The organism is Cohnella terricola, from assembly GCF_007786475.1.
In the GTDB taxonomy this organism is placed as follows: domain Bacteria; phylum Bacillota; class Bacilli; order Paenibacillales; family Paenibacillaceae; genus Cohnella; species Cohnella terricola.
In genome coordinates this window covers 1-25,479 of the sequence record NZ_VNJJ01000004.1, presented here as the reverse complement: position 1 = coordinate 25,479, position 25,479 = coordinate 1, and the positions used below count along the sequence as shown (strand labels likewise).

25 protein-coding genes, 1 tRNA gene, 1 pseudogene and 1 riboswitch are annotated in these 25,479 nt (G+C 51.2%); of the genes and pseudogenes, 19 read left to right on the top strand and 8 right to left on the bottom strand.

Annotation, left to right across the window (positions count from 1 at the left end; genetic code table 11):
• The first annotated feature begins 7 nt into the window (after positions 1–7).
• The 8 genes from FPZ45_RS08165 to FPZ45_RS08130 all read left to right on the top strand — a co-directional run bounded on the left by FPZ45_RS08165 (position 8) and on the right by FPZ45_RS08130 (position 9,169).
• The gene (locus FPZ45_RS08165) at positions 8–1,360 is read left to right on the top strand and encodes a sugar phosphate nucleotidyltransferase (protein WP_144700136.1); all 1,353 of its coding nucleotides are present in this window, start codon (positions 8–10) and stop codon (positions 1,358–1,360) included.
• A gap of 20 nt (positions 1,361–1,380) precedes the next feature.
• On the top strand, positions 1,381–2,304 hold the full coding sequence (locus tag FPZ45_RS08160) for a glycosyltransferase family 8 protein (RefSeq protein ID WP_144700134.1): 924 nt from the start codon (positions 1,381–1,383) through the stop codon (positions 2,302–2,304).
• A 46-nt stretch (positions 2,305–2,350) separates the two neighbouring features.
• Positions 2,351–3,610: a glycosyltransferase gene (locus FPZ45_RS08155; RefSeq protein ID WP_144700132.1), complete on the top strand. Its 1,260-nt coding sequence runs from the start codon at positions 2,351–2,353 to the stop codon at positions 3,608–3,610.
• Between the two features lie 83 nt (positions 3,611–3,693).
• Entirely contained in the window at positions 3,694–4,827 is a 1,134-nt protein-coding gene (gene rffA, locus FPZ45_RS08150; protein WP_144700130.1) for a dTDP-4-amino-4,6-dideoxygalactose transaminase, read from the top strand.
• 26 nt (positions 4,828–4,853) lie between these two features.
• Positions 4,854–5,771, top strand: a complete 918-nt coding sequence (rfbA, locus tag FPZ45_RS08145; protein WP_144700128.1) for a glucose-1-phosphate thymidylyltransferase RfbA — start codon at positions 4,854–4,856, stop codon at positions 5,769–5,771.
• Positions 5,768–7,057 (top strand): L-2-hydroxyglutarate oxidase, encoded by a 1,290-nt coding sequence (gene lhgO / locus FPZ45_RS08140; RefSeq protein ID WP_144700126.1) that lies wholly within the window; start codon positions 5,768–5,770, stop codon positions 7,055–7,057. The genes rfbA and lhgO overlap by 4 nt, the downstream gene beginning before the upstream one ends.
• Positions 7,057–8,076, top strand: coding sequence for an NAD-dependent epimerase/dehydratase family protein (locus FPZ45_RS08135; RefSeq protein ID WP_144700124.1), 1,020 nt, complete (start codon positions 7,057–7,059; stop codon positions 8,074–8,076). The genes lhgO and FPZ45_RS08135 overlap by 1 nt, the downstream gene beginning before the upstream one ends.
• Positions 8,077–8,092: 16 nt before the next feature.
• Positions 8,093–9,169, top strand: a complete 1,077-nt coding sequence (locus tag FPZ45_RS08130) for an acyltransferase family protein (RefSeq protein WP_144700122.1) — start codon at positions 8,093–8,095, stop codon at positions 9,167–9,169.
• 20 nt (positions 9,170–9,189) lie between these two features.
• Here the strand turns inward: FPZ45_RS08130 and FPZ45_RS08125 are convergent, their stop codons facing one another.
• The 3 genes from FPZ45_RS08125 to FPZ45_RS08115 form a co-directional block, all read right to left on the bottom strand.
• Positions 9,190–10,782: a glycosyl hydrolase family 28-related protein gene (locus FPZ45_RS08125; RefSeq protein WP_144700120.1), complete on the bottom strand. Its 1,593-nt coding sequence runs from the start codon at positions 10,780–10,782 to the stop codon at positions 9,190–9,192.
• A 230-nt stretch (positions 10,783–11,012) separates the two neighbouring features.
• Positions 11,013–11,480, bottom strand: a complete 468-nt coding sequence (locus FPZ45_RS08120) for a bactofilin family protein (protein WP_144700119.1) — start codon at positions 11,478–11,480, stop codon at positions 11,013–11,015.
• A 5-nt stretch (positions 11,481–11,485) separates the two neighbouring features.
• Entirely contained in the window at positions 11,486–12,472 is a 987-nt protein-coding gene (locus tag FPZ45_RS08115) for a M23 family metallopeptidase (RefSeq protein WP_144700118.1), read from the bottom strand.
• Between the two features lie 115 nt (positions 12,473–12,587).
• Between FPZ45_RS08115 and cls the strand changes: the two genes are divergently transcribed.
• Positions 12,588–14,021 (top strand): cardiolipin synthase, encoded by a 1,434-nt coding sequence (cls, locus tag FPZ45_RS08110; RefSeq protein ID WP_144700117.1) that lies wholly within the window; start codon positions 12,588–12,590, stop codon positions 14,019–14,021.
• Here cls and ligD read toward each other — a convergent pair.
• From ligD to ku, 3 genes are read right to left on the bottom strand one after another with little or no spacing between them, the layout of a single operon-like run.
• The gene (ligD, locus tag FPZ45_RS08105; protein ID WP_144700116.1) at positions 14,018–14,908 is read right to left on the bottom strand and encodes a non-homologous end-joining DNA ligase; all 891 of its coding nucleotides are present in this window, start codon (positions 14,906–14,908) and stop codon (positions 14,018–14,020) included. The two genes, cls and ligD, sit on opposite strands and share 4 nt — an antisense overlap.
• A 23-nt stretch (positions 14,909–14,931) precedes the next feature.
• The gene (locus FPZ45_RS08100) at positions 14,932–15,888 is read right to left on the bottom strand and encodes an ATP-dependent DNA ligase (protein WP_144700115.1); all 957 of its coding nucleotides are present in this window, start codon (positions 15,886–15,888) and stop codon (positions 14,932–14,934) included.
• Positions 15,889–15,921: 33 nt separating this feature from the next.
• On the bottom strand, positions 15,922–16,782 hold the full coding sequence (gene ku / locus FPZ45_RS08095) for a non-homologous end joining protein Ku (protein WP_144700114.1): 861 nt from the start codon (positions 16,780–16,782) through the stop codon (positions 15,922–15,924).
• Between the two features lie 116 nt (positions 16,783–16,898).
• Here ku and FPZ45_RS25255 point away from each other — a divergent pair, with 116 nt between their 5' ends.
• The 3 genes from FPZ45_RS25255 to FPZ45_RS08085 all read left to right on the top strand — a co-directional run bounded on the left by FPZ45_RS25255 (position 16,899) and on the right by FPZ45_RS08085 (position 17,920).
• Positions 16,899–17,075, top strand: coding sequence for a hypothetical protein (locus tag FPZ45_RS25255; RefSeq protein WP_186438284.1), 177 nt, complete (start codon positions 16,899–16,901; stop codon positions 17,073–17,075).
• Positions 17,072–17,260 (top strand): H-type small acid-soluble spore protein, encoded by a 189-nt coding sequence (locus tag FPZ45_RS08090; RefSeq protein ID WP_144700113.1) that lies wholly within the window; start codon positions 17,072–17,074, stop codon positions 17,258–17,260. Before FPZ45_RS25255 ends, FPZ45_RS08090 begins: the two co-directional genes overlap by 4 nt.
• 96 nt (positions 17,261–17,356) lie before the next feature.
• Positions 17,357–17,920, top strand: coding sequence for an FAD-dependent oxidoreductase (locus FPZ45_RS08085; RefSeq protein ID WP_144700112.1), 564 nt, complete (start codon positions 17,357–17,359; stop codon positions 17,918–17,920).
• 74 nt (positions 17,921–17,994) lie between these two features.
• Here FPZ45_RS08085 and FPZ45_RS08080 read toward each other — a convergent pair whose 3' ends face one another.
• Positions 17,995–18,816: a CAP domain-containing protein gene (locus FPZ45_RS08080; protein ID WP_144700111.1), complete on the bottom strand. Its 822-nt coding sequence runs from the start codon at positions 18,814–18,816 to the stop codon at positions 17,995–17,997.
• 6 nt (positions 18,817–18,822) lie between these two features.
• A riboswitch (cyclic di-AMP (ydaO/yuaA leader) is annotated at positions 18,823–18,954 on the bottom strand.
• Between the two features lie 255 nt (positions 18,955–19,209).
• Here FPZ45_RS08080 and thiL point away from each other — a divergent pair.
• The 7 genes from thiL to gluQRS all read left to right on the top strand — a co-directional run bounded on the left by thiL (position 19,210) and on the right by gluQRS (position 24,526).
• Positions 19,210–20,256 carry a thiamine-phosphate kinase gene (thiL, locus tag FPZ45_RS08075; RefSeq protein ID WP_144700110.1) on the top strand — a complete coding sequence of 349 codons (1,047 nt, stop codon included), beginning with the start codon at positions 19,210–19,212 and terminating at the stop codon, positions 20,254–20,256.
• Positions 20,257–20,781, top strand: coding sequence for a tRNA (adenosine(37)-N6)-threonylcarbamoyltransferase complex ATPase subunit type 1 TsaE (tsaE, locus tag FPZ45_RS08070; protein WP_144700109.1), 525 nt, complete (start codon positions 20,257–20,259; stop codon positions 20,779–20,781).
• Entirely contained in the window at positions 20,778–21,575 is a 798-nt protein-coding gene (tsaB, locus tag FPZ45_RS08065) for a tRNA (adenosine(37)-N6)-threonylcarbamoyltransferase complex dimerization subunit type 1 TsaB (protein WP_144700108.1), read from the top strand. The genes tsaE and tsaB overlap by 4 nt, the downstream gene beginning before the upstream one ends.
• Positions 21,576–21,579: 4 nt before the next feature.
• On the top strand, positions 21,580–22,074 hold the full coding sequence (gene rimI, locus FPZ45_RS08060; RefSeq protein ID WP_144700107.1) for a ribosomal protein S18-alanine N-acetyltransferase: 495 nt from the start codon (positions 21,580–21,582) through the stop codon (positions 22,072–22,074).
• Positions 22,071–23,126 (top strand): tRNA (adenosine(37)-N6)-threonylcarbamoyltransferase complex transferase subunit TsaD, encoded by a 1,056-nt coding sequence (gene tsaD / locus FPZ45_RS08055; protein WP_186438283.1) that lies wholly within the window; start codon positions 22,071–22,073, stop codon positions 23,124–23,126. The genes rimI and tsaD overlap by 4 nt, the downstream gene beginning before the upstream one ends.
• 277 nt (positions 23,127–23,403) lie before the next feature.
• Positions 23,404–23,480, top strand: a tRNA-Asp gene (locus FPZ45_RS08050).
• Positions 23,481–23,560: 80 nt separating this feature from the next.
• Entirely contained in the window at positions 23,561–24,526 is a 966-nt protein-coding gene (gene gluQRS / locus FPZ45_RS08045; RefSeq protein ID WP_144700106.1) for a tRNA glutamyl-Q(34) synthetase GluQRS, read from the top strand.
• A gap of 755 nt (positions 24,527–25,281) precedes the next feature.
• Here gluQRS and FPZ45_RS25520 read toward each other — a convergent pair.
• Positions 25,282–25,479, bottom strand: a pseudogene (locus tag FPZ45_RS25520) (IS4 family transposase); the annotation flags it as partial.

Genomic DNA, 25,479 nt, shown 5'->3' with positions numbered 1-25,479 from the left:
GCAAGCGATGAAGCTGGTTTTATTGTCCGGCGGATCGGGAAAACGATTATGGCCATTATCGAACGACTCCAGATCCAAGCAATTTTTGAAAGTTCTCGTAAACGAAGATGGAGAAATGGAATCGATGGTTCAGAGGGTGTGGAGGCAATTAAACGCAGCGCGTTTAGGGAAATCGTCGTACTTGGTTACCGGTGCTGCGCAATTGGATATTCTTTATAGTCAACTGGAGGACAGAAGCCGCATCATCATTGAACCGGAACGGAGGGACACATTCCCCGCAATTGCCTTGGCGGCGGTCTATCTATACTCGGTTGAAGGAGTGGGCTTGGAGGAAGTGGTTGGCATATTGCCCGTTGATCCTTACGTTGATGTCGATTTTTTTGAAAAAGTAATCGAACTCGAGGATATGCTCCAAGAAACAGGCGCGGATTTAGCGCTTATCGGCGTAAAGCCTCTCCACCCTTCCGAAAAATACGGATATATCGTGCCCGAAGAACAACGGGAACACGCACAATCTCATATGAACGTCAATTTCTTTAAGGAAAAACCCTCCGAGCTCCAAGCGCATGAATTAATTCAACAAAATGCGTTATGGAATTGCGGGGTTTTTGCTTTTAAGTTAGGGTATCTCATTGATCGCCTTATTGGGAGCGGATATCCGATTCAATACGAAGAGATGATTAAGCAATATGGATTGCTTCCGAAAATCAGCTTCGATTACGAGATTGTAGAGAAAGCCAGTTATACGATCGTTACTCCTTATGACGGGCCTTGGAAAGATCTCGGTACCTGGAATACGCTCACGGAAGAAATGAAATCGAACTTATTGGGAAATGCCATTGTTACCGAGGATAGCCTCAATACGCATGTGATTAATGAATTCGAGATTCCTATAGCCGTCATTGGCTTGTCCGATATCGTTGTGGCCGCTAGCCCGGACGGAATTCTTGTTGCCGATAAATCGAAGAGTCCCCGGGTTAAAGATATCTTAAAAGACAACATTCAACGGCCTATGTATGAAGAGAGACAATGGGGCGATTATCGGGTCTTGGATTATAAGCCATGTTGGGAAGGGCATGAAGTACTCATTAAAAAAATTAGAATAACTGCAGGTAAAGGTCTAAATTACGAGAGGCATCTTCTGAGAGACGAAACCGTGATCGTCGTTTCGGGAACCGGCGAGTTTACGTTAAAGGGGATCACCAATATTGTTCGATCCGGGGACGTGATACAAATTCCGGCAGGATATGAGCACAGCCTTAAAGCCTCCACCGATCTGGAGTACATCGAAGTGCAAAAAGGAGATCAGCTTCTAGAGAACGATAGCGTTCCAATCGACATTCAGATGCTTAAACTTTGATTTAAAGGAAGGGAAATGGGATGAGCACAATCTTGCTCGATAATGACATTCATATCGTATCTCTTGCAGACAACCAATTTGCGCAACATCTTGGCGTTGCTTTTGCATCCCTGCTCGTGAATATGCCGTCCGATACCGGCGTTCGCCTATATGTCATAAGCACGGGATTTACAGAAGAAAATCAATTCAAACTGAAGAAGACGGTCGAACGTCCCGGCGTCCATATTCAGTTTATTGTAGTGGACGGAACGCCTTACGAAGGATTCGGTTCCATGGGTGGAAACAACAGAACAACGTACCTAAGACTAGCGATACCGGATGTAATCCCATCTTCAATCCCTAAAATACTTTGTTTGGACAGCGATATCGTCGTGACCGGCAATATCGTTGAACTATGGGAAACGGATTTGCAAGGGCGTGCCATTGCCGCAGTATCCGATCAATGGGCAGCCTCTCAATGCAAGATACTTCAGATTCCGGAAGGCATTTATTTTAACGCGGGAGTTATGGTCATGGATTTGACAAAATGGAGAAAAGAATCGATTAGTCTAACGGTTATGAATTACATCACCACAAATACGCACATTTTGAAATTTCACGAGCAGGATGCGCTAAATGCGCTGTTATATAAGGATTGGATACGATTGCCCGACAAATGGAATTCGCATACGACCATTGTTAACGAGTGGAACGACGCTATTCCTCCTGCCGTGATTCATTATACGGGATTAAGCAAGCCGTGGCATTTCGATAATATCCATCCCTTTAAGAACGAATACTATAAATACTTACGATTAACCGAATGGAAATCTTACAAACCGGAAATCAATTTGAGTCGAATTATGAAGCGAATTGCAAGACCGCTCCTCCCGGTATTGCAGAAAGTATTGCCGCAACCAGCGTTTACTCTGCTGCTAAAGTACAAATCGCGCCTTCTTAATTAATCGGTATTAAACGGCTCATGATATTAGCGGTGAGAGGGGATACGAGGTGATTTCGAAATCTATTCTATATTTTTGTCCGGAGAATCCCTTCCCGCCGGTCAGCGGGGATAAGATTCGTATTGTCAATTTAATTGGCATATTAGCGGAACATTTCGATATCGATGTGCTTGCATATGAACCAAATGATCGCGAGGGCAACCAGAAGCCGGCAATGATTCCGGACAATTGCCGACTGCATACCGTACCTAGCGTCAATTATAAATCTTGGCCGCTTCGCATAAGATCCATGCTCATGAGGAGAAACAATTCGCTATTAAGTCATGCGGATTTGCATCTGACGACTCGGATTAGACAGTTATCTTCGATGAGGCAATATGACTACGTTGTTGTCACCCATTGCTACCTCGGTCATCTGCTGCCTCAGCTTCGAAAGCTTCAGCCTAGCGCCGTTCTCATTACGGATGCGCACAACTTCGAAACCGATCTGTCCAGACAGTACGCCTTATCGCAATTCTCCCTTTTGAGGAAAGCCTATTTTTTATTAGCCAGTCATTGGAATAAAAAGCTGGAAGAGAGCATCTGCGAACGCACCGATTTGCTTTTTGCGACTTCCAAGCTAGATGCGGATTCGTTTCAAGCTTTATCTCCTGCGAACAAACATAAAGTTCATCCTATTCCGAACTTCATAGATGCAAGATCGTATGAATCGGCACGAATCGGCGAACACGGAAGTAAGCCGCCCATCCTTATTTTTACGGGTACGATGTCCTATTTTCCTAATGTTAACGGGGTTTTATATTTTTACCGGTCGATTTATCCTCTGATTAAAGCAGCGCTTCCCGATATCTCTTGGCACATTGTTGGACGGGATTGTCATCCCGATGTCGCCATTCTAGCCGATCAAGATCCAAGTATTGTCATAACGGGTTATGTCCCTGACGTTGGTGTCTACATGAGAAAAGCATCGGTCGTTATCGTTCCCTTGCTGGAAGGCGGAGGTACGCGTCTTAAAGTGTTGGAGGCATGGGCTTGCGGTATGCCCGTTGTTTCAACGGCGAAAGGCGCGGAAGGCATTGCGTGCGAGAACGATCACGATATTTGTCTTGCGGATGAGCCGCAGGCTTTCGCCGATGCGGTCGTGAAGCTCATTAGAGATCGCGATTTCTCCATCCGGATTGCCGATAACGCTCGCGTACAGCTTCTGAACCTCTATGAGCGAGAAGCTGTGAGACGGCGCCTTCTCTCGCATTTCGGAGTCGAAAGCGGCAATGACGTCTCGTCGAGAGAAAGAGTAAATAGTCGTTGACAAGATACATATCGTGTCATAATATCAATTTATGATACGAAATGTATACACCACATTTTCTTTTCCAAGGAGACTAAACGCACATGATCCCTTTTAATATAGCAGCAATTACCGGTCGAGAATTGTCCTATATCCAAGAGGTAATTGCCCGTGGGAGATTGTGCGGAGACGGTCCTTTTGCGAAGAGGTGCTCGGAATGGTTGGAAATGAACTGCCGCTCATTTAAGGCGCTGCTGACTCCATCATGTACGCATGCATTAGAGATGACGGCACTTCTAGCGGACATTCGGCCGGGAGACGAGGTCATCGTCCCTTCATTTACTTTTGTATCGACAGCGAACGCATTTGTCCTTCGCGGCGCCAAAATCGTGTTTGTAGATATCCGGCCGGACACGCTTAACATGGATGAGAATATTATCGAGTCGGCGATTACTCCAAAAACAAAAGCGATTATTCCCGTCCATTATGCAGGCGTCTCTTGTGAAATGGACAGGATCCTGGAATTGGCCAATCACCACGGGTTATGGGTCATCGAGGATGCCGCGCAAGGGGTAATGAGTACGTACAAAGGAAGAGCACTGGGTTCGATTGGGCACATGGGTTGTTATAGTTTCCATGAAACCAAAAATTACACGTGCGGCGAAGGCGGGGCCATCCTCGTGAACGACGAGAGGTTCGTTGCTCGCGCAGAGATTATCCGGGAAAAAGGGACGAATAGATCCCGCTTCTTCAGAGGGGAAACAGACAAATACACTTGGGTAGATATCGGTTCCTCCTATTTGCCTAACGAAATGAACGCCGCCTTTTTATTGGCGCAGCTAGAACATGCGCAGACCATCAATGAAGACAGATTAGCGAGTTGGCATGCGTATTATCGTCAGCTTCGGGATCTGGAAGAGTTAGGGAGAATCGTTCTTCCGACGATCCCGGCCCATTGCAAGCATAATGCGCATATCTTTTATATGAAAACGAGAGATTTGGACGAACGTACTGGATTGTTGCGTTACTTGAAAGAAAACGGAGTCGCCGCCGCTTTTCACTATGTGCCGCTTCACAGTACATCTGTAGGCAGGCAATTCGGGTCTTTTCATGGCGAGGATCGATTTACGACGAGCGAGAGCGAGAAGTTGATCAGATTGCCCTTGTATTACCAATTGCAGCAGAACGAGATTTCGAAAGTCGTTCAATGCATTCATTCTTACTATTCAACGCACTGATAATATGAGCAGGGAGGATTTGGAGGATGAAGGGGATTATTTTAGCCGGCGGAAGCGGAACGAGATTGTTCCCCCTTACAAGAGTCGTATCCAAACATCTGCTTCCGATCTATGACAAACCCATGATCTATTATCCGCTTTCCGTGCTCATGCTGGCGGGGATACGGGAAATCATGATCATATCGACCCCTGAAGAAAGCCCCCGATTTAAGAAGCTGCTGGGGGATGGAGCAGATATCGGATTAGAACTGCATTACGGCACGCAATCTTCTCCGGATGGCATCGCGCAAGCCTTTATCATCGCCGAATCGTTCATCGGAAACAGCGACGTTGCCCTTATTCTTGGAGATAATTTATTTTTTGGCCACGGGCTGCCCCCGATTCTACAAAGCGTGAAGGGCCGCATTCGCGGCGCGACCGTGTTCGGTTATTATGTGAACGATCCGGAGAGATTCGGCGTCGTGGATTTCGACATTGCGGGAAAAGTGATATCCATTGAAGAGAAGCCGGCGTATCCCAAATCGAACTATGCGATCACTGGACTATATTTCTATGACAATCAAGTTATTGATATCGCCAAAGGAATTCGGCCTTCCGCCCGCGGCGAATTGGAAATTACCGATGTGAACAAAGAGTATCTCGCACGCGGTGAGTTGCATGTAGAAGTATTGGGGAGAGAATTTACATGGTTGGATTCGGGTACGCACGAGTCGTTGCTTGAAGCTTCGCTGTTCGTTGAAACGATAGAGAAAAGGCAAAATTTGAAGATCGCCTGCCTAGAGGAAATCGCGTACGAGAAGGGATACATTTCTCGGGAACAGTTATTCAATCTTGCGGAAGCGATGATGAAGAACGACTATGGAAAGTACTTGCTTCGAGTTGCTAATCATCATGACAAGAAAAGAACGGTTTTTGTCAAAGAAACCGAACCGGTGATCCTATGAAAAAGGAAATCACGAATCTAATAAAACCGGTTGATTACTTTATCATTGGCGCAGGCATTATGGGTTTGACGATTGCCAGGGAGTTAAAAAAAAGGTATCCCCATAAAGCGGTTTGCGTCGCTGAAAAGGAAGCGGAAGTAGCCATGCATGCCAGCGGCAGAAACAGTGGGGTACTTCACGCCGGGTTTTATTATACATCGGACAGTTTAAAGGCCAGATTCACTCGGGAAGGCAACAAGGCGATGTCCCGTTATTGCGAAGAAAACGGGCTGAAGATCAATAAGTGCGGAAAGATCATCGTTGCGAACGATGAGGGCGAACTGGCAGGGTTAGAGGAGCTTAAACGCAGAGGCGATCGGAATGGAGTAGAGCTCATCTGGCTTAGCGCAGAAGAAGCGAGGAAAATGGATTCTAATGTAAGAACGCATATAAAAGCGCTCTATTCGCCAAACACATCGTCCGTTGATCCCATGCAAGTGTGCCGAAGAATGCAAGTCGAAAACGAGCAAAACGGGGTTGAATTTTTATTTCATACGATCTATTTACGTCACGACAACAACCGCATTTTTACGAACCGCGGGGTCTACGAATGTGAATTCGTGATCAATGCCGCAGGCCTTTATGCGGATAAAATCGCTCACGATTACGGATTCGGGAAGAAGTACACCATTATTCCTTTCAAAGGGATTTTTCTGAAATACAATAAAAACAAGTCGGATGTCGTTACGAATATTTACCCGGTGCCTAATTTGGAAAACCCTTTTCTGGGCGTTCATTTCACAAAAACGGTAGATAACAGCATTAAAATCGGACCGACCGCAATCCCGGTCTTTTGGCGTGAAAATTATTCGGGGTTCCACAGATTTAATGCGCGCGAGTTCATCCAAATTATTTATTACCAAGCCAAGCTATTTAGAAAAAACGCCTTTAATTTCAGGAGATTGGCATTTGAAGAAATGAAGAAATACAAAAAGAAGCATTTGATTGATTTATCCTTCAAAATGATTAACCAGTTGGATCCAAAAGGGTTTGATGGTTCTCTTAAGCCGGGTATAAGGGCCCAACTTCTGAATAAAGAGACGCTTGAATTAGTGCAGGATTTTGTCCTGGAAGGAGATCATCAATCCATTCACATCCTGAACGCGGTCTCTCCAGCCTTCACCTGCTCCATCCCGTTTGCGGAACATGTCGTGAATGAAATCGCGAAAAAACAAGAAGCAAATAGCCGGAATAGGTCAACTTATCAAGTTAAGGGATATCGATACTTAACAAGGAGCGGTCGATAATGAAAACCGTATTAGTCACGGGAGCAGGCGGATACATTGGAAGCGTACTAGTGCCTAAATTACTTAGCCGCGGATACAAAGTAAAAGCCCTCGACCGTTATTTCTTCGGAGAGGATAAATTACAAGCGAACGAGAATTTGACGTTGATCAAAGAGGATACGCGCAGAATGAAAGAAGAATATTTTGCCGGGGTCGATGCCGTTATCGACTTAGTTGCGATATCCAATGATCCAAGCGGCGAGCAGTTTGCCGAGGCGACGTATCAAATTAACCATATTTCGAGAGTGAATACAGCGATAATAGCCAAAAAATTGGGCGTTGAAAGGTACATATTGCCTTCATCTTGCAGCATATATGGATTTACCGATCGGATTGTGGACGAGACTTCCACTACTCATCCATTGTCGATCTACGCGAAAGCGAACGAGAAAGCGGAGCAAGGAATTATGCCCCTCGCCGACTCCAATTTCACGGTGGTCATCATGCGACAGGCGACAGTATATGGATATTCCCCTCGAATGAGGTTTGATTTGGCTATAAACGGAATGACGCTCGGTGCCTACAAAGAGGGGGTCATTCCGCTCATGAGAGACGGATCGCAATGGAGACCGATGGTACACGTGCAAGATACGACAGACGTGATGTGCTTGCTGCTTGAAGCGAATGCTCGGACGATCAATCGTCAAATATTCAATGTAGGATCCAATCGGAATAATTATCAACTCGGACCGTTATCTAAAGAAATTGCCTCATCTTTGCCTATAGATGTAAAAGTGAATTGGTACGGTGATCCCGATCAGCGTTCTTATCGGGTTAATTTCGATAAAATCAATTCCGTGTTGAATTGGGAAGCCAAGTGGACGGCAGCGGAAGGGGCAGTGGAAATCTATCAAGCGTTAGAAAGCGGAAAAATACCTCAGATGGAACAGTCGATTACGCTGGGCTGGTATAAAGAATTAATTAAGTGGCACAAAATTATTAAAAACGTTGAAATGTACGGCGCGATTATCGATCTCTAAAGCAGGAGCGTGCGCAATGGAAAACAAGTTGATCAAAGAGGTCAATTCGATTAGGGCTATTGCCTGCTTATGTGTCGTTTTCCTGCACGCGATCCAGGTTCGATTGTTTACTTGGGATACGAATGAAATGTTGCACACGGTTTTAGGACTCCTTGCCTTTGGTACGCCTACATTCGTTTTTCTGTCGGAGTTGATCCTGTCGCGATCTTATCCGAATCGTTTACCGAACAACTTTTTTAAGAAACGAGTTATCCCGATCCTGGTTCCATTTATCTGTATATCCTTCTTTTATGCCCTCGTCCAAGACATTAACGATATCCCGCATTTACTCAGGGATTTCACGTTTAACTTGCTAGGCAACTATCGTGGCCCTTGGTTCATTCTCGTCATATTCCAGTTTTATGTCCTTCACCGGATATTCGTAAAGTATCTAAGCCGCGTATCGCCAACGATCGTTTTGACGGGATCGTTCATCATTAACTTGGCCTATCTCGCCATCTTTAATCTCATACAACCGCCTAGCGAAACGGGATTTATAGCTTTCTTATGGGAATTCGGCTATTGGGTACCGTGCATCGGTTGGTTGTTCTACTTCTCGCTGGCGTACTATTGCGGCAAGAATTACGAACGATTCATCCGGAAGCTAAAGAAGCATCCATACCTTGTTCTGTCAGCACCCATAATCGGGTTAGCATTGATTCTATACGTGAACTCATTCCATATCATGCCTTACGGGTCTAAACGGATGGATATGGTCATCTTCACGACGACGATGATTCTGGCCTTGTTCCTTCTGATGTCGCAACTCAAGAAGCAGCCCGCTTTCCTGGAATTCGTGAGCAAATACACATTCGGTATTTTCCTGATTCACTTATTCTTTATCAGGGTTGCCAAGAAAATGATAGAACTGCTTGGATTCAACTTGGGTTACTTTGAAATCCCGATTCTATTTCTATCCGCGCTTACTTCCTCCATCATTGCCGTGCATGTGCTGAATAGATTCCCACAAGGTAAATATCTAATCGGCAGCATTAAGCACGCGAAGACGCCGGATTCTATCCGTTCATCCGACATAAGGTCCCCCGCCGTGTGAAACGATGGGGGACCGGCATACTATCCAATCGTATTAATCTCAACGTCATCGAAATAAATGGCTTGATTTCCGCCGCTATCCCAGACCGTCATATAGCAACGCACGAAGTAGTGTGTAGCCCAAGTGGGACTGCGTCGGAACGGTTCGCCGTCCCTGTAATTTATCCAACCGCTAGGGCTGCTCTTTAAGTTATAAGGCACGCTTCCTCTAATCTTTTCATAGGCAATAATGGGGACTGCACTTTCATTTAAAGACAAGATGGCCCATCCCGTCTCGATCGCAATATTCCCCGACCCGCCCGTCCCCGGCTTATTGAACCAAATACTCGCATTCATCATCGCTTGCGGCCTGGAAATAGGGACGGCAATGACGAACGCGCATCCGGAATACGGACCATATACTTTGTTTGCTTTCAACGAACCGGAACCTGATCGCTTAACGGACGTGCTGATCGATAGGGCAATGTTATTACCTGTGAAACGGTTGGTAATTTTGGCTGTATCTTCGGTGATGAAAATGTTGTCTTTGATTGTCGTACTCTCGAATCCTCCGTCAGCCAATAAATTTTGGCTTTGCGAAAGCAGCAAGGGGTTCTGCGTGATTTCGTACGAATGGATATTATCTAGAATAAGCTGTCCGGGTCCCGTCGCCCAATAATCGGTAGCGGTTTTGGTGTTGTTAACAAAACTGTTGGCGATACGACAAGAGCTATTTCCGCTAAGGAAATTAATCATATAGGGCACATGGTGGGGCAGTCCGTCTGTAATCAATATCCAACTTCCGTTTATATCCAAGTAGGCATCGCTATCCAGTTTGATCGGGGGCTCCGCGTAATCGTTGCCCTCGATATGGCAATTCGTCATAAAAATTCTGGATTGGTAAATATCGAATTGCTTTGCATTATAATCAAAAGAACACGCTTGAAAAATAAAACTGGATGCATCGCCTTTAATGCGAATAGCTTGCGTAGAATTGAAGAACACGCAGCCGTTAAAGTTTATTCTTTCCCCGCCATCTATGGCGTCGGCGTTATGGTTGACACAGATTCCGCAGGAGTATACGTCTAATCCATAGTGATTAATCAGATACGCGTGATTTCCATAATCGAGCCCGATACCGAAGTTGGAGATGTTGAGATTTCTCAACGTGATGTGCGAACTGCCTTCCCCGTTGCCATTCGGCGTGTGGAATCGAATACCCGTTACGTTTCCATTCTGGGAGTTGCCCACAAGCTTAAATCCTTCGAGAATTGTAGTCGATTGTTTATAAGGCAAGAAAACAGTGCCCGTGATATTAATGGCCGCTCCGCTTGTCATGGAACTTGCATCCAGCGTTGCGCCATGCGACAGGATACTTACATAGCTCGCATTAATCGTAATGGTCGACGTGATTTTATAAGTTCCGGGCGGGAACGTCAAAGCATCCCCTTTTCCCGCTTTGACGAGAGCATTGAGCGCGCTCTGAATCGCTGCCGTATCGTCCGTAGTGCCGTCGCCTTTTGCTCCATAGTCCGTAACGTTATTGCAGCATTTGGCGCTCGGTATGCTTGTCCCATTAAACCCAGCGGAAGAATCTCCTCCGCCGCTTCCTGCGGAAGGGTTAGTCGATGTCATAAGTCGTCACCTCTAGAAGTCGGATTTATTTTTAATGTATGCGCGAAGAACGTTAAGGTGACCAAGCCATATCACCAATTCTAGTTCATCGTGAATTCCCTCGTGTGCGGCGGATTTTCTTGTAAAGATAGACTGATTTCCGGCCTATCTCCTCGCCACCTAGGGGAACTGTTCCGCGCCGCAAAACAAAAAAGACTGTCGAAAAATTCTCGACAGTCTTTAGGCGGGGATCACCCCGCCTGCTTCGCTTTCTTATCCGCGTGCCCTCCGCCGAGAACGGCGCCCGAGCCGGGGAGATGGCCGACACTCGGAGCCGAATCCCCGGTAGCGACGTTCGCCGTCCGCGATTCTCCACGCTCCATTCGGCTGCTGCCGTTCAGGATGCCGCCTTCATGAACGCGAAGGATCGCCGCATGCGAATTGCCGTGCAACTGCCCCGTGGCGGTGATGATCAGCTTCCCGAATGTATGTACGTCCCCGTATACTTTGCCCGCGATCGTCACGTCGCGGGCGGTGATGTTGGATTTCGCCACGCCGCCTTCCCCGATCACAATGTCTCCTTTGCTCTCGATGTCCCCTTGGTATGCGCCCTCGATTCGGACTCCCGCTTCGGATTTCAGCAGCCCGTTCATCTCCGTGCCGGCGCCGATCAACGTGTCCGTCGTGCCGGATGTCCGTTTGTTCTTCTCCTTGAACATCGCAATCAATCCTCCTTGATCTGTCGCAAATAAGGGAGCGGATTCACCGGTTCCTCGCTGGCCACGACTTGAAAATGCAGATGAGGTCCCGTGCTTCGTCCGCTGTTGCCCATTTTTCCGATCTTATCGCCCCGTTTTAACTGTTGTCCGGCGTTGACTTCGATCTTGCTTAAATGCATATACCATGATTCCAAACCGTTGCGATGGGCAATGATGATATAATTACCTCGTGTAAGATTAAATTCCGCCACTTTCACCGTACCGTCACCGGCGGCGAAGATCGGGTCGCCGACATCGCCGGTAATATCCACGCCTGCGTGGAAGGTGGACTTGCCCGTAAACGGATCGCTGCGGTATCCGAATCCGGAGGTCAGCTTTCTGGATACGGTAGGCCATCCGGAAGGAAGCGCGTCAAACTCCGCGCGCCGCTGCTCCACCTTGCGGAGATTCGCTTCCATTGAGGCGGCCATCTCATCGAGCATCTGCGACAACTCCGAGAAATCGGCGATCGTTGACTCGACCGCGGTGGCGGACAGTTTATCGGACGAAGAACCCATTAAGGTTGAAGCGGCAACCTCGGAATCGGAGGAGCCGGATTTTCCAAACGCCGGTAAGATCGGGTCATCTCCGTATTTCTCGATAAACCGCCGGAGTTTCGTTTCCAATTCGGCTAAGGCGTTCATGCGTTCCTGCAGTTGTTGGGTCTCTCCGTTCAGTACGCGGAGCTCTTCCCTCAGGGTATGGATTTCTCCGTTTCTTCCCGCTAGCGCAGCGTCGTAACGGCCCGTGTTATCGGCAAGCAGAAACTCCAGATCGTGAATCCGATGCAGCGCCTGAAGCTCCGTGCCTGCGAAGCCGCCGGCAACCGTTAGCGCGGCCGCGACGGGGAGGAACGCGACCGTTCTCCCGGATACCCGAAATTGCTTCACCCGATGATCCGCGTCCCGGATCAGAATGAACGACCATTTCGCTTTCCGTCGATAGTGTGCCATCGGCTCTCCTTTCGGTTTCGAACGCTTATCGATTTGAACCTGGTTCTAATGCTATTTATTCTGGAAACCTTCCTTTCATTCCTATAATCAATAAGAGACGGCGAGGGTAAGGCGAATGATTGCGCTTGGAATTAGCATTCTGTTATTCATCTTTATCTTTCAGGCGGCGACCATATTGCTGCTTGAATTCCGCAGGCCCGCCCATGCGACGGCTTGGCTTTTTATCTTGTTTTTGTTCCCGCTCGTGGGTTTTATTCTGTATTACTTTCTGGCTACTGAGTACCGTAGAAGCAGAAAGGCTCGCCGCCGGGGGAGCCTTGACCAACGTCGCCGGGCTAAGCTGATCGCGATGAGCGACACAATAACGAGCGCTTCCGAGCTGCCGGTGCCGGAACTTTCTTCGCAGACGCGCTTATTTCGAACGTTGCTCAAGAGAGGCGAATTGCCGATAACGGGCAGAAACCGAAGCCGGATATTCAATAACGGCATGGATACTTACGAGGCGATGCTCGAAGCGATCCGCGGCGCGAAGTCGCATATCCATGTTTCGTCCTATATCGTCCGCGACGACGGGGTGGGAAGGGATTTTCAACAGGCGCTCATCGGGAAAGCGCGCGAAGGCGTTCAGGTAAAGCTGCTGTACGATGGGATCGGAAGCATAAAGCTGAGGGATTCATACATTCGCGATCTGAAGCAAGGCGGGGTGGAGTGCGCTTGTTTTTTCCCGCTTAGACCTTCCTTCCTGAAAAAGAGAATGAATTATCGCAACCATCGGAAAATTACGGTAGTGGATGGCAAAATCGGCTTTATCGGAGGCATTAACGTTGGGGACGAATACATCGGGAAGCACCCGAGGTTAGGTTATTGGCGAGATACCCACCTAATGCTCGAAGGGGATTCTGTCTATTGGCTGCAAGAAGTATTCCTGAAAGACTGGGAGATCGCGACGCGCGATAAGCCGGACGATCCGTCGTTCTTTCCGATTCACGGCATTCCGAAAGATGAGGCGGTGCAGATCGTTCCGGCGGGACCGAACCGGAAGGGGGACGCGATTCACGATTCGGTGTTCGCGTTGGTGAACGCAGCCAACGAACGCATATGGATTGCGACACCCTATTTTATTCCCAGCTCGAGCATCGCCATGGCTCTTCACGACGCGGCGGCGAGCGGGGTCGACGTACGGATCATCATTCCTCACGTTCCGGATACGTGGCTCGTGCATTTTGCGACGTTGTCATACGCGGAAGAAATGATGCGCTCCGGGGTCAGAATCTGGCAATACGAGAAAGGGTTTGTTCATGCCAAGACGCTGATCGTCGACAAGTTCGTCGCGGTCGTAGGATCGGCGAATATGGATCTGCGCAGCTTCTTCAGCAATTTCGAGATTAATGCCCATTTATTCGAGCCGAGGGCGATCTCCGAATTGGAACGGGATTTCCTGCAGGATCTGGAGGACAGCAGGGAGATCAATCTGCAGAAATTTCATCGGCGGTCCCGCGTTCAGAAGATCAAAGAAGCGATGGCGCGATTATTGTCGCCTTTGCTCTAGATCGTGGCGGGCAGACTTGAGATCACCGGGGCGAGCGATTGACGCGGAGCGGAGATCAGCAAGTCGCCTCGATCCCGGAGACGTTCCCGGATATTCAGCAGATGAAAGTCGGCAGGTATGACGTTCCGGCGCACTTCGTCCCAGGAGAGCGGAGTCGACACGGTCGCACCGGAGCGGGCACGCGGAGAGTAAGGGGCGGGAAGCGTCTTGCCTGCATAGTGCTGCAGATAGTCAAGGTAGATCAGATCGCCCCGATCCTTCTTCAAACGTTCTACGGTGAACAAACCGGGATGCCGCGCCACGAGATACTCCGAGACGAACTTGCCGAAGCGCCGGAGCTCGTCGAAGCTCGGGCCTCGCTCGATCGGCATGACCACTTGCACACCGGTCGCGCCCGAAGTTTTGGGAACCGCGCTTAGGCCAAGCGAATTCAGCAATTGTCCGACGAGGTCGGTCGCTTCCATCAAACGGGGTTCTACTTCGAGCGAAGGATCGATATCGAGCATCCAGGTATTCGGCAGAGGATTCGCGATTTCATCGGATGATACGTGATATTCCAGACTGTATAAGCTACCCATCCAGAGCAGCGTCTGCACGGAATCGAGGACGACATAACGGATTTTTCCGTCTTGGGCGGTGCGAACGTAATCCGGGATCGGCTCGGGACAATTTTTCTGGTAGAAGCTCACCCCGTGAATGCCTTCCGGGTAACGAATCGTCGTTAAATAGCGGCCCATAGTGTAAGGCAACAGGTAGGGGGAGAGTTCGGCAAGAATTTGTACGTACATGAGTTTGGTGATCCCTGCCTCCGGCCAAATTGGCTTATCCGGATGGGAGATGGCCAGTTCATGCTCGCCAAGCCGCACGATCGTTCTTTGCTTTTCCATTCCGGTCTCCTTTGCAGCGGCGGTTATCGTTCGTCAATCTGCTTCAGCGAACATTCCGACAACGACGTTGGGGGAAGCAAAGCTTGAATGCTCGGCTGCCGCATCGTTCCGCCCGGTGTCCATTCCAGGAAACTTACTTTGGCGACAATGGTCGGAATGACCCATACCGCGTCTTTATGCTTATCGGGTTTATGGGAGAACGGCATATCGACGGAGGCGATCGACGGGATACGATCGGTCAATCGGCGCCACTCTTCTTGCGACATTTTCCCCGTTCCGGCGTTTCCGATATAATGCCATTTTCCTTCTTCGTCATATAACCCTAACAGCAGAGAATTGACGAGTTTGCCGTTATACGTAACCCCTCCAACGGCCGCTATCAGATCGCGGGTGATCTTTATTTTCTGCCAGCGGTTGTCCTTCTTCCCGATCGAATAGGCGCTGTCCAGAGACTTGCAGACGATGCCTTCCATGCGGTGGGCTTTCATCAACTCGAACAGCTTCGGAGCGTCGGCGAAATTCTGGCAGACCTGAACTCGTTCGCAGGGAACGATCATGTCGCTAAGCCTCTTCTGCCTTTCACCGAGCGGCTCGTTAGTCAGCCATATTCCATCGGCGTACAAGACGTCGAAAATCATGTAGGTAACCGGAACTTGCGATATGGCAATCCTAATATTCGTTTCTTTGCGGACGCCATCTCTTCTCATGACTTCGTGAAAGGATGGCTTGTTCTCGTCGAAGGCGATCATCTCCCCGTCGAGAATAAACGAAGAGGAGGCGCAATAGGTCGAAGGATCCCCGAATTCAGGGTACTGCGCCGTCCGATCGTTTAACCTGCGATTGATCAGCCGCGTCTCGCGGCCATCGAAGTAGATGAGCATTCTTACGCCGTCCCATTTGATTTGGGCAATCCAGTTGTCGCCCTGAGGAAAGGACGGAACGGAGATGGGTTCGAAGGGTATCACCGGACTTAAATTCATAGGAAGGAGCCGGCGAGGATCGTTACCCGCATGTTACGGTACCGCCCCTTCTTTTTTGCGGCTGCGCGTTCCGCGGGTTTTCGCTTTGTTTCGCTCGCCGCCCGTATCGGCCTCGCCAGCCGGCTTGACCGCTTCCAGACTTGCCTGCAGCGCGGCCATCAAATCGATGACGTTCGTTCTTGCCACTTCGGGAGCGGTCACGATATCCGCACCTTCTCCGGAAATTTTGCGCTGAATGGCTTCTTGCAGCGCGATTCGGTAATCGTCGGTGTATTTCGTCGGGTCGAACGGAGTGGAGAGCTGATCGATGAGCATTCTCGCCATCGCCAGCTCCCTGTCGTTCACGTTGGCTTGCTCCGGTAAGTTCGGTACGAGCTGGAGCGAGCGGATTTCATCCGGATAATGCATGGTTTCCATACAGATGCAGTTGTCCACCGCTCGAATGGCTGCCAGGCTGCTTTTGCTTCGAATGGCGATCTTGGCGATGCCGATCTTGCCCGATTGGCGCATCGCTTCAAGCAATAAATTATACGCCCCCGAGCCGGCCTGATCGGGAGACAAGTAGTAAGCCTTCTGATAATAAAGCGGGTCGATTTCCGTCAGATCGACGAAATCGAGAATTTGGATCGTTTTCGTATTTTCCGGTTTAATGGCGTCTAATTCTTCCGGTTCGAATAGGACAAACCGTCCTTTTTCCTGCTCGTAGCCTTTCGCGATTTCCTCCCAAGCCACTTCCTTCTCGCAATGAGGGCAGGTGCGCACGTTCGCGATCGGCGTTCCGCAGTCCTTATGGATCATCCGCAGATGGATGTCTTTATCCTCGGTGGCTGTGAACATTTTCACGGGGACGTGCACCAATCCGAAGCTGATGGCGCCTTTCCAGACGGTATGCATGGGCAGCGGCTCCTTTGACGTTCAGTTTCCATTACGGTTCCCATTCCGCATGGAAATCAATCGCGCAGGGAATATTGGAAAGGCCGCAAGCCAATTGCGAAAGGAGACGAGAACCGATGGATTCGGAAGAAAACAGTCAAGCGCAGAGCGATTCGATCCATGAAGGAAGAGACTTGTACGACATGGACGTCGACCGCATGATCAACGAAGGACTCGGCGGAGGCCAAGTCACGATGCATAACGGATTAATCTCGGAAACGGCGACGGGAACGATGGAGGACGATAAGCCATGAAAGCGCAAAGGGCCAGGGAAATTTACGAATCATCCGACAATATCAAGGTACAGTTGGATAACGGCCAATCGGTCTGGATCGAGAACGTCGACGTCGAGAACGGCGTAGCCACCGTCCAAGTGGGCCAAAGCCCGACCGACACGCAAACCGTAGCGGTGGAACGGTTGCAGGAAACTTCCCGCTAACGCGAACAATCACGGAAATGGGACTTACTTTTTGAAAGTCGCATAATCGCGTGTTACAATAAGGGGGTCCCATAATATTCCTTAGGAGTGATTGTTATGTACGACATCGCGATAATCGGCGGGGGACCTGCGGGCGCCAGCGCAGCCATATTTACGGCAAAAGCGGGCAAGAAAACACTGGTGATCGACAGCGACCAAAGCGTAACCAAACGCGCATGGCTCGAAAATCACTATGGAGCCGAAGGAATCTCCGGTCCGGATCTTGTCGCACTGGGCAAGAAGCAGGCAGCCAAATTCGGAGCGGAATTCGTTTCGGCCAAAGCGACGAAGCTGACCGCGGGAGATAACTCCGTGACGATCGAAACCGAGGGACAAACTTACGAAGCGGGCCATGTCATCATCGCGACCGGAATGTTCGTGGACGTGGCGGAAGCCAGCGGTGTACGGACGAAACCGGGCACGGAGCCGCGGATCAAGACGATTGTCGATTGCACCCCGGAGGGCAAGACCAGCATCGCGAACGTGTGGGCTGCCGGTACAGTCGCCGGAGTCAGCATGCATACGATCATTACTGCGGGAGACGGGGCCAAGGTGGCGATTAACGTCATCAGCGAGATCAACGGAGAGCGTTACGTCGACCACGACGTGCTCAAGGCGTAATACCCAATCATAAATAAAGGCTTCACGAGAAGGGATCCCCTTCTTCGTGAAGCCTTTTTGTAATCTATCCGATATTAGGCAATGAATTCTTGAACCCAGACGCCGTTATAATAAGCGACGCCGATCGTCTTGTAATTCGGGTTGAGGATGTTGGCACGGTGGCCCGGGCTGTTCATCCAAGCAGTCATGACCTCTTGCGGCGTACGCTGGCCTTTGGCGATGTTCTCACCGGCATAGCTGTAGTTGATGCCGTATTGCTTCATCATATCGAACGGCGAGCCGTAAGTCGGCGAGTTGTGGTCGAAGTAGCCTTTGTTGTACATATCCTTCGCTTTATCCAAAGCCATTTTCGTTAAGGTAGCATTGGAAGTGTTCAGAGCGCCAAGACCGGCTTTTGCGCGTTCTTGGTTCACGAGCGTAACGACTTGAGCGGCAAATTCGGATTGGGAAGTGCCTGCGCTTGCGTTGTTTCCGGTGCTCGGTTTAGACGGCGTCGTCGGTTGGGAAGGCGTCGTCGGTTTGGATGGCTGAGCCGGTTTGGAAGGCGTCGTCGTTGGTGTGGACGGTTGAGCCGGTTTGGAAGGCGCCGGCGTCGGTGTAGACGGTTGAGCCGGTTTGCTCGGCACGGTCACGACGATTTGTCCCCATCCGCCGTTGCCGGTTCCTGTCGAAGGATTCGTTACGCCCGGATACTGATCTTGCGCGATTTGTTGAAGGATGCCATTGAGATCTATTCCGAAGCGGCTGGCGATTTGCGTCAATTGATCTTTCGTAACCGTGTTTCCTGCCGGAGTTGCTGCGGAAGCTGCTCCTACTCCAACGGGAACGGAGATCGCCAATGCCAACGTTCCTAACATAATCGTCTTTTTCAGACCTTTAGGATTAAACTTCTTCATGAACAAAATTCCTCCCTTTAATTGCCTGCGGAGTTAGCTGACGGGTTAGGGCCAAGGAGCCCCGCCGCCGCATGCGCTGCGGCTTCACCCCAAAGACATGGTTTCTCCGCGTCCAATGGACTTTGGCTTGGAATATCTCAAAGTCTATCAGCAACTTCGGGCGAAAACATGCTATAAAATCTTCCACCGGCCGCGCGGGGCGCGGTTTTTCGCAGGCATGCCAAGGGATGCGAATCTTAAATAATATTATTCTCATAAATGCGACAAGAAGGATTGCCCGGATCAAAAAGCGAATATACATTCGTACTCTGAACAGGAGCGGTCGAGCCCGTTCCGGCGTCGCCGGACGGGTCTTTGCATGTTCGGGCACACCCCGATATAATTAGGACAATAATGAAGAAATGGGGAGACGCCGTGCCGCCATTGGACGAATTCGGACGCATTCGCGCCTGGACGGAGGGCCGTCACAACGCCGAGTTCCTCGCTCGGACCGGAGTCGCGCTCGGGATCGGGGACGATGCGGCCGTCTTGTCCGAACGTCCGGGACAAGAATGGCTGGTCTCCGTGGACACGATGGTCGAGCAGGTTCACTTCCTAAACGAGACGATGGGAGAGTCCGATATCGGATATAAAGCGCTCGCATCCAATGTCAGCGATATCGCGGCGATGGGAGGCGTGCCAAGATTCGCGCTCGTCTCGGTTAGCGTACCTCCATCCTGGGATGCGGAACGAATGAAACGGCTCTATGACGGGCTTTACGAGTGCGCGGAGCGTTATCATGTCGCTGTAATCGGGGGAGATACGACCTCCGCCCCGCGGGATCTGGTCGTATCCGTCACGGTGATCGGAACGGTCGAGGCGGGCCGGGCGATCCGTCGAAGCGGCGCGAAGCCCGGCCAATTGGTGTTCTTGACCGGTCCGACGGGACTATCGGCGGCAGGACTTCATGGGTTAATGAGAGGCAGGGGGCAATTGGACAAGGTTCCGCCTCGGCTGGCGCAAGCGCATCGGCGTCCCACGCCGTCGGTCAAGGCGGGGCGTCTTCTATTGGAGAATGGGTGGGCGTCGTCGCTGAATGACGTCAGCGACGGCTTGGCTAGCGAAGCTTGGGAGATTGCCGAGGCTTCGTCGGTTAAGCTTCTTCTAAAGGAAGATTGGCTCCCCCTCTCCGGGGAATTGTCCGCCTACGCGCGAGATCACGGACTTAGCCCGATCGACCTCGTCTTGTTCGGCGGGGAGGATTACGTTCTTCTTGGCACCGTCGATAAGCGGTACGAATCCGAGCTGAAGGAACGATTCCGGCAGGAAGGTTTGCCATTGTTCTTCATCGGGGAAGTCGAAGAAGGGGCTCCGGGCGTCGAGATGGAGAACGCAAAGGGCGGGCTGCCCAAGCCGATCGCCAAGCGGGGATATAATCATTTTGCCGAAGGGACCATGTGAATGTTAATTCAGTCGAATCATAACGGCGGCACGCCGGCCGAGTACGCGTTGGAGGTCAAATCCGAGCAAGATACGGTTGCGTTCGCGAGAGCGATCGCCGAGCTTGCGTTCCCCGGTACGGTGCTGGCGGTCGACGGGGATTTGGGCGCCGGCAAGACGCGGTTCGCGCAAGCTTTCGCGGATGCGCTCGGCGTAAAGGATATCGTGAATAGTCCAACGTACACGATTATTAAAGAGTATGAGGGAGCGGATCTCCCTTTTTACCATATGGACGTTTACCGGCTATCGCTCGAAGAAGCCGATGAGCTCGGGCTGGACGAATATTTTCTGGGAGAAGGCGCGACCTTGGTGGAATGGGCTTCTTTGATCGAGCCGATCCTTCCCCCGGAGAGGATGCACATTCGCATCGAGACGACGGGCGCCGAATCCAGGATGGTCGTATGCCGTCCCGTCGGGGAAATCTATGAAAACTGGTGCGCGCAATTAAAGCTCCGGCCGATTCTGAAGGGGGAGGGCACAGCATGAGAATCGACGAGGAATTGATCGACGACAGCGGAACCGTTACGGTGCTGGCCTTCGATACGTCAACGGCAGCGTTCTCCGCTGCGATCGTCAGAAACGGGGAACGCGTCGACTCCGTCGTTTCCTTCGCGGAACGCAATCATTCGGCAAGGATTATTTCGGAGATTAAAGAACTTATAGAACGAAACGGACTGCAAGCGCAAGATCTTGACGCGATCGCGGTCGGGCAAGGACCGGGTTCCTATACAGGAGTCCGAATAGCCGTGACTGCCGCCAAGACGCTCGCATGGGCGTGGAACAAGCCGCTGATCGGCGTATCCAGCTTGGAAGCATTGGCTTTGGGCGCGTGGCATGAGTTGAGGCCGGAGAACGAAGATTTGGCGGACGATCTGGATGTTTGGATTATTCCCGTTATGGACGCCAGACGAGGACAAGTCTATACTTCCCGCCATGCCGCGAATCATTCGGGAGGTTGGCGGACGGTCGACGGTGACGGCATTCGCCTGATCGCGGATTGGGCGGCGCGAATTGAAGACGAGGGCACTCAAGAATCCCAGGTCGCGGCGATCTGGTTCGTCGGAGATATCGAACTTCATTGCGCCGCGATCGAGCAGGCGGAGCAATCGGGAACGCGATTGCGGACGTACGCATGCAACTTAAATGCGGGCGCGATCGGACTTCTTGCCGAATTGCGGTTCCGGCAAGGAGAGAAGGACGACGTGCATTCCTTCGTCCCCAACTATACGCAGCTCGCGGAAGCGGAAGCGAAGCTGCTCGCGGCTTCGCGGGGGGAGTGACGGGATGATCTATCGATTAATGAATCTCAACGATGTCCCGACGATCGTGGATATCGAACGCGAAGTTTTTACTGCTCCTTGGTCCGAGGAGGCGTTCCGCAACGAGCTGACTCACAATCTTTTTGCGAAGTATATGGTCATGGAACATGAAGAGGCCGTGATCGGGTACGGCGGGATGTGGCTGATTATCGACGAAGCGCATGTCACGAATATTGCGATTCGGGAGCCCTATCAGGGACGAGGATACGGAAGATCGCTCCTGCGGGAGATGATGAAGACCGCCCGGTTTCTTGGCGCGCGGAGAATGACGCTTGAGGTTCGCGTTACCAATGAAAGGGCGCAGTCGTTATATCGCAAAATGGGGTTCGCCCCTTCCGGCGTTCGTCCGAACTATTACTCGGACAACCTGGAGGATGCGTTGATTATGTGGGCTGAGCTTGGCCCTGAGTATACGGAAGAAACGGAAACGGCAAGCGCGGCAGAGGAGGGAGAAACTTGACGGCAGAACTACGCGAGACGACGATCCCTTCGGATAAAGATTATGTGCTTCTGGCGATCGAGACCAGTTGCGACGAAACGTCCGTTGCGGTCGTGCGCAATGGGCGCGAGGTGTTATCGAACGTCATCTCCAGCCAGATCGAAACGCACAAGAAATTTGGCGGGGTCGTGCCGGAGATCGCATCACGCAAACACGTCGAGACGATGACGATCATTATTGAGGAAGCAGTGCGGGAGGCAGGGGTTAATCTGGCCGAAGTTGACGCGATCGCAGTCACGCAAGGTCCGGGATTGATCGGTGCGCTGCTCGTGGGCGTCGTTGCGGCCAAAAGCCTGGCGATGGCGCTGGACGTGCCGCTGATCGGCACCCATCATATCGCGGGGCATATTTATGCGAACCATCTGATCGGCGATATTGTGTATCCGGCGATCGCCCTTGTTGTGTCCGGAGGGCATACGGAAATCGTGCTGCTCGAAGCGGAAGGGAAATTCCGCATTATCGGCAGGACCAGGGACGACGCGGTCGGAGAAGCTTACGACAAAGTCGCCCGGGCATTGAAGTTTCCGTATCCGGGCGGTCCGCATGTCGATAAGCTGGCTCAAGAGGCGACGGAGGAAGTCGTGCTCCCGCGCTCCTGGCTTGAGCCGGACTCTTACGATTTCAGCTTCAGCGGCTTGAAGTCGGCCGTCTTGGCGGAGATCAACCGGTCGCGCATGAAGGGCGAGACTCCCGACTTCTCTGCTTTGGCGCGGGGATTTCAACAGTCGGTGATCGACGTCGTGACCGGCAAAGCGATACGGGCGGCAAAAGAATTCGGCGCGCGCCAGATGCTGTTATGCGGCGGAGTTGCAGCCAATCGGGGGCTGCGTGAACGGCTAAGCTCGTTATGCGAAGAAGCCGGGGTGCCGCTGCTGATCCCGCCGAACAAGCTATGCACGGACAACGCCGCGATGATCGCCGCCGCAGCGGATTTGAAGTGGCGCCGCGGGCAATTTTCTTCGCTGGATATGAAAGCCGAGGCGATCATGTCGCTGGAAGAATGGTCGGTTTAGGGCCTTAGTGCGCGGTTGGTCCTTCGTTCGGCCAATTGTTTTACTTCGAACGAAGGCCAAAAAAGTACCTTGGCTAGACTAGGCTCGGGGCAACGTGCGGATGTGGGCCAAAAAAGTGCCTTGGTTAGACTAGACTCGGGGAAACGTGCGGATGAGGGCCAAAAAAGTGCCTGGCGCGGCAACGCTGAAGTGTGCTATGAGAACAAACTAAGCTTGCCATATCACCCCGTTCGTGATATGATTTTATTTGTGTCTTGCGACACAAACTTTAATGTGTGGAGCCGTGGTGTAGAGGCCTAACATGCCTGCCTGTCACGCAGGAGACCGCGGGTTCGAATCCCGTCGGCTCCGCCATGATTTACTTATTCATACGGATTAGAACCGAGCAGAGCATCCTCTGCTCTTTTTTGTATCTCCATAGGAGCGTGAGAGACATGACCCGTCGAGGAAGATTCGCGCCTACGCCCTCGGGGCTTCTGCATATCGGTAACGTGTTCGCCGCGACGGCGGCTTGGCTGCAAATGCGGCAAGCAGGGGGGGAGTTCGCGCTGCGAATCGAGGACATCGACAAACCCCGATCCCGGCCCGAGTATGTTGAACGGATCATCGAGGATTTAATTTGGCTCGGACTCGACTGGGACGAGGGGCCGCGCCGTGGAGGCTCACACGAACCGTACGTGCAAAGCCTTCGCGAGCCTCTCTACGAAGAAGCATTTGAGCGTTTGGGCGAAACGGGTTTTCTGTACCCTTGCTATTGCAGCCGCAGCGACTTGGCGTCGATCGGGAGCGCTCCACACGGTTTGGCATCCGAAGGCGCAGCCTATCCCGGCTTCTGCCGAACGTTATCTCCCGAAGAGCGAGAGGCAAGAGCAAAACGCAAAGAGCCGGCCATCCGGTTTATCATGCCGGAACGCGTCATCGAATTTCTTGATGGCTGGGCAGGTCCGCAAGCTTTCGACGCAGATACTCTCGGCGATTTCGTCGTCAAACGCGCTGACGGCATGTTCAGCTACCAACTGGCGGTCACCGTCGACGATGCCGCCATGGGGATCACGGACGTACTGCGCGGCGCTGATCTCCTTGACTCCACGCCGAGACAATTGGGACTCTACGAGGCACTTAACTTGGAGGCTCCTGTCTTCTCACATATTCCACTATTGGTCGACGACACCGGCATGCGCTTGTCCAAACGCGATAAGTCGCTGACGCTTGCATCGCTCCAGGCAGAGGGCATTCCCCCCGAGAGGCTGCTCGGATTTCTGGCATGCTTTGCAGGCTGGATTGAGCGTGCGGAGCCAGTAACATTAAGCGAGCTTATCCCGCTGTTTCGACCGGTTTATCCGGAAGGCGGCATCCTTCGAGTCGACGCTTCTCTGAGAAAATGGCTATGGGAAAAGTAACCTAATGAAAGCAACCGTATTTGGCGGTTGCTTTTTTTTGATTCGTCAGAAGTAGAAAGTAGGCTCGAGTCCGGCGAAACCTGGCTAAATCGTGCGGAATGGAGCTACGTGCGCCTGCAGTCCGGCGAAACCTAACTAATCGTACGAAATGGAGCTACGTGCGTCTGCAGTCCGGCGAAACCTGACTAAATCGTGCGAAACAGAGCTACGTGCGCCTGCAGTCCGGCGAAACCTGACTAAATCGTGCGAAATGGTGGCACGTGCGTCTGTAGCCAGGCGAAAACTAACTAAATCGTGCGAAATGGAGCTACGTGCGTCTGCAGTTCGGCGAAACCTATCTAAATTGTGCGAAACCAAGCTGCGTGCGTCTGTAGTCCGGCGAAACCTGGCTAAATCGTGCGAAACCAAGCTGCGTGCGTCTGCAGTCCGGCGAAACCTATCTAAATTGTGCGAAATGGAGCTGCGTGCGCCTGCAGTCCGGCAGAACCTAACTAAATCGTGCGAAACCAAGCTGCGTGCGTCTGCTGTCCGGCGAAACCTATCTAATATTGTGCGAAATGGAGCTGCGTGCGTCTGTAGTCCGGCGAAACCTAACTCAATCGTGCGAAACGGAGCTGAGTGCGTCTGTAGTCCGGCGAAACATGACTAATCGTACGAAATGGAGCTACGTGCGTCTGCAGTCCGGCGAAACCTGACTAAATCGTGCGAAACAGAGCTACGTGCGCCTGCAGTCCGGCGAAACCCAAGCCTGTTGATTAACCAGATGATGGGAGAGGGAACACCAGATGGTTAGCTACATAAATCACCCATTCCAAGGGTAATGTCTGTAAACTAAATAAGCGATCAAAATCGGCAAACGTCAACCGTGCGCTCCAATGGACGGTTGCGTTTCCTTGATCGAACACGTATTTTAGCAGGACATAAACGATTAACGCCGTATACAACTGACCATA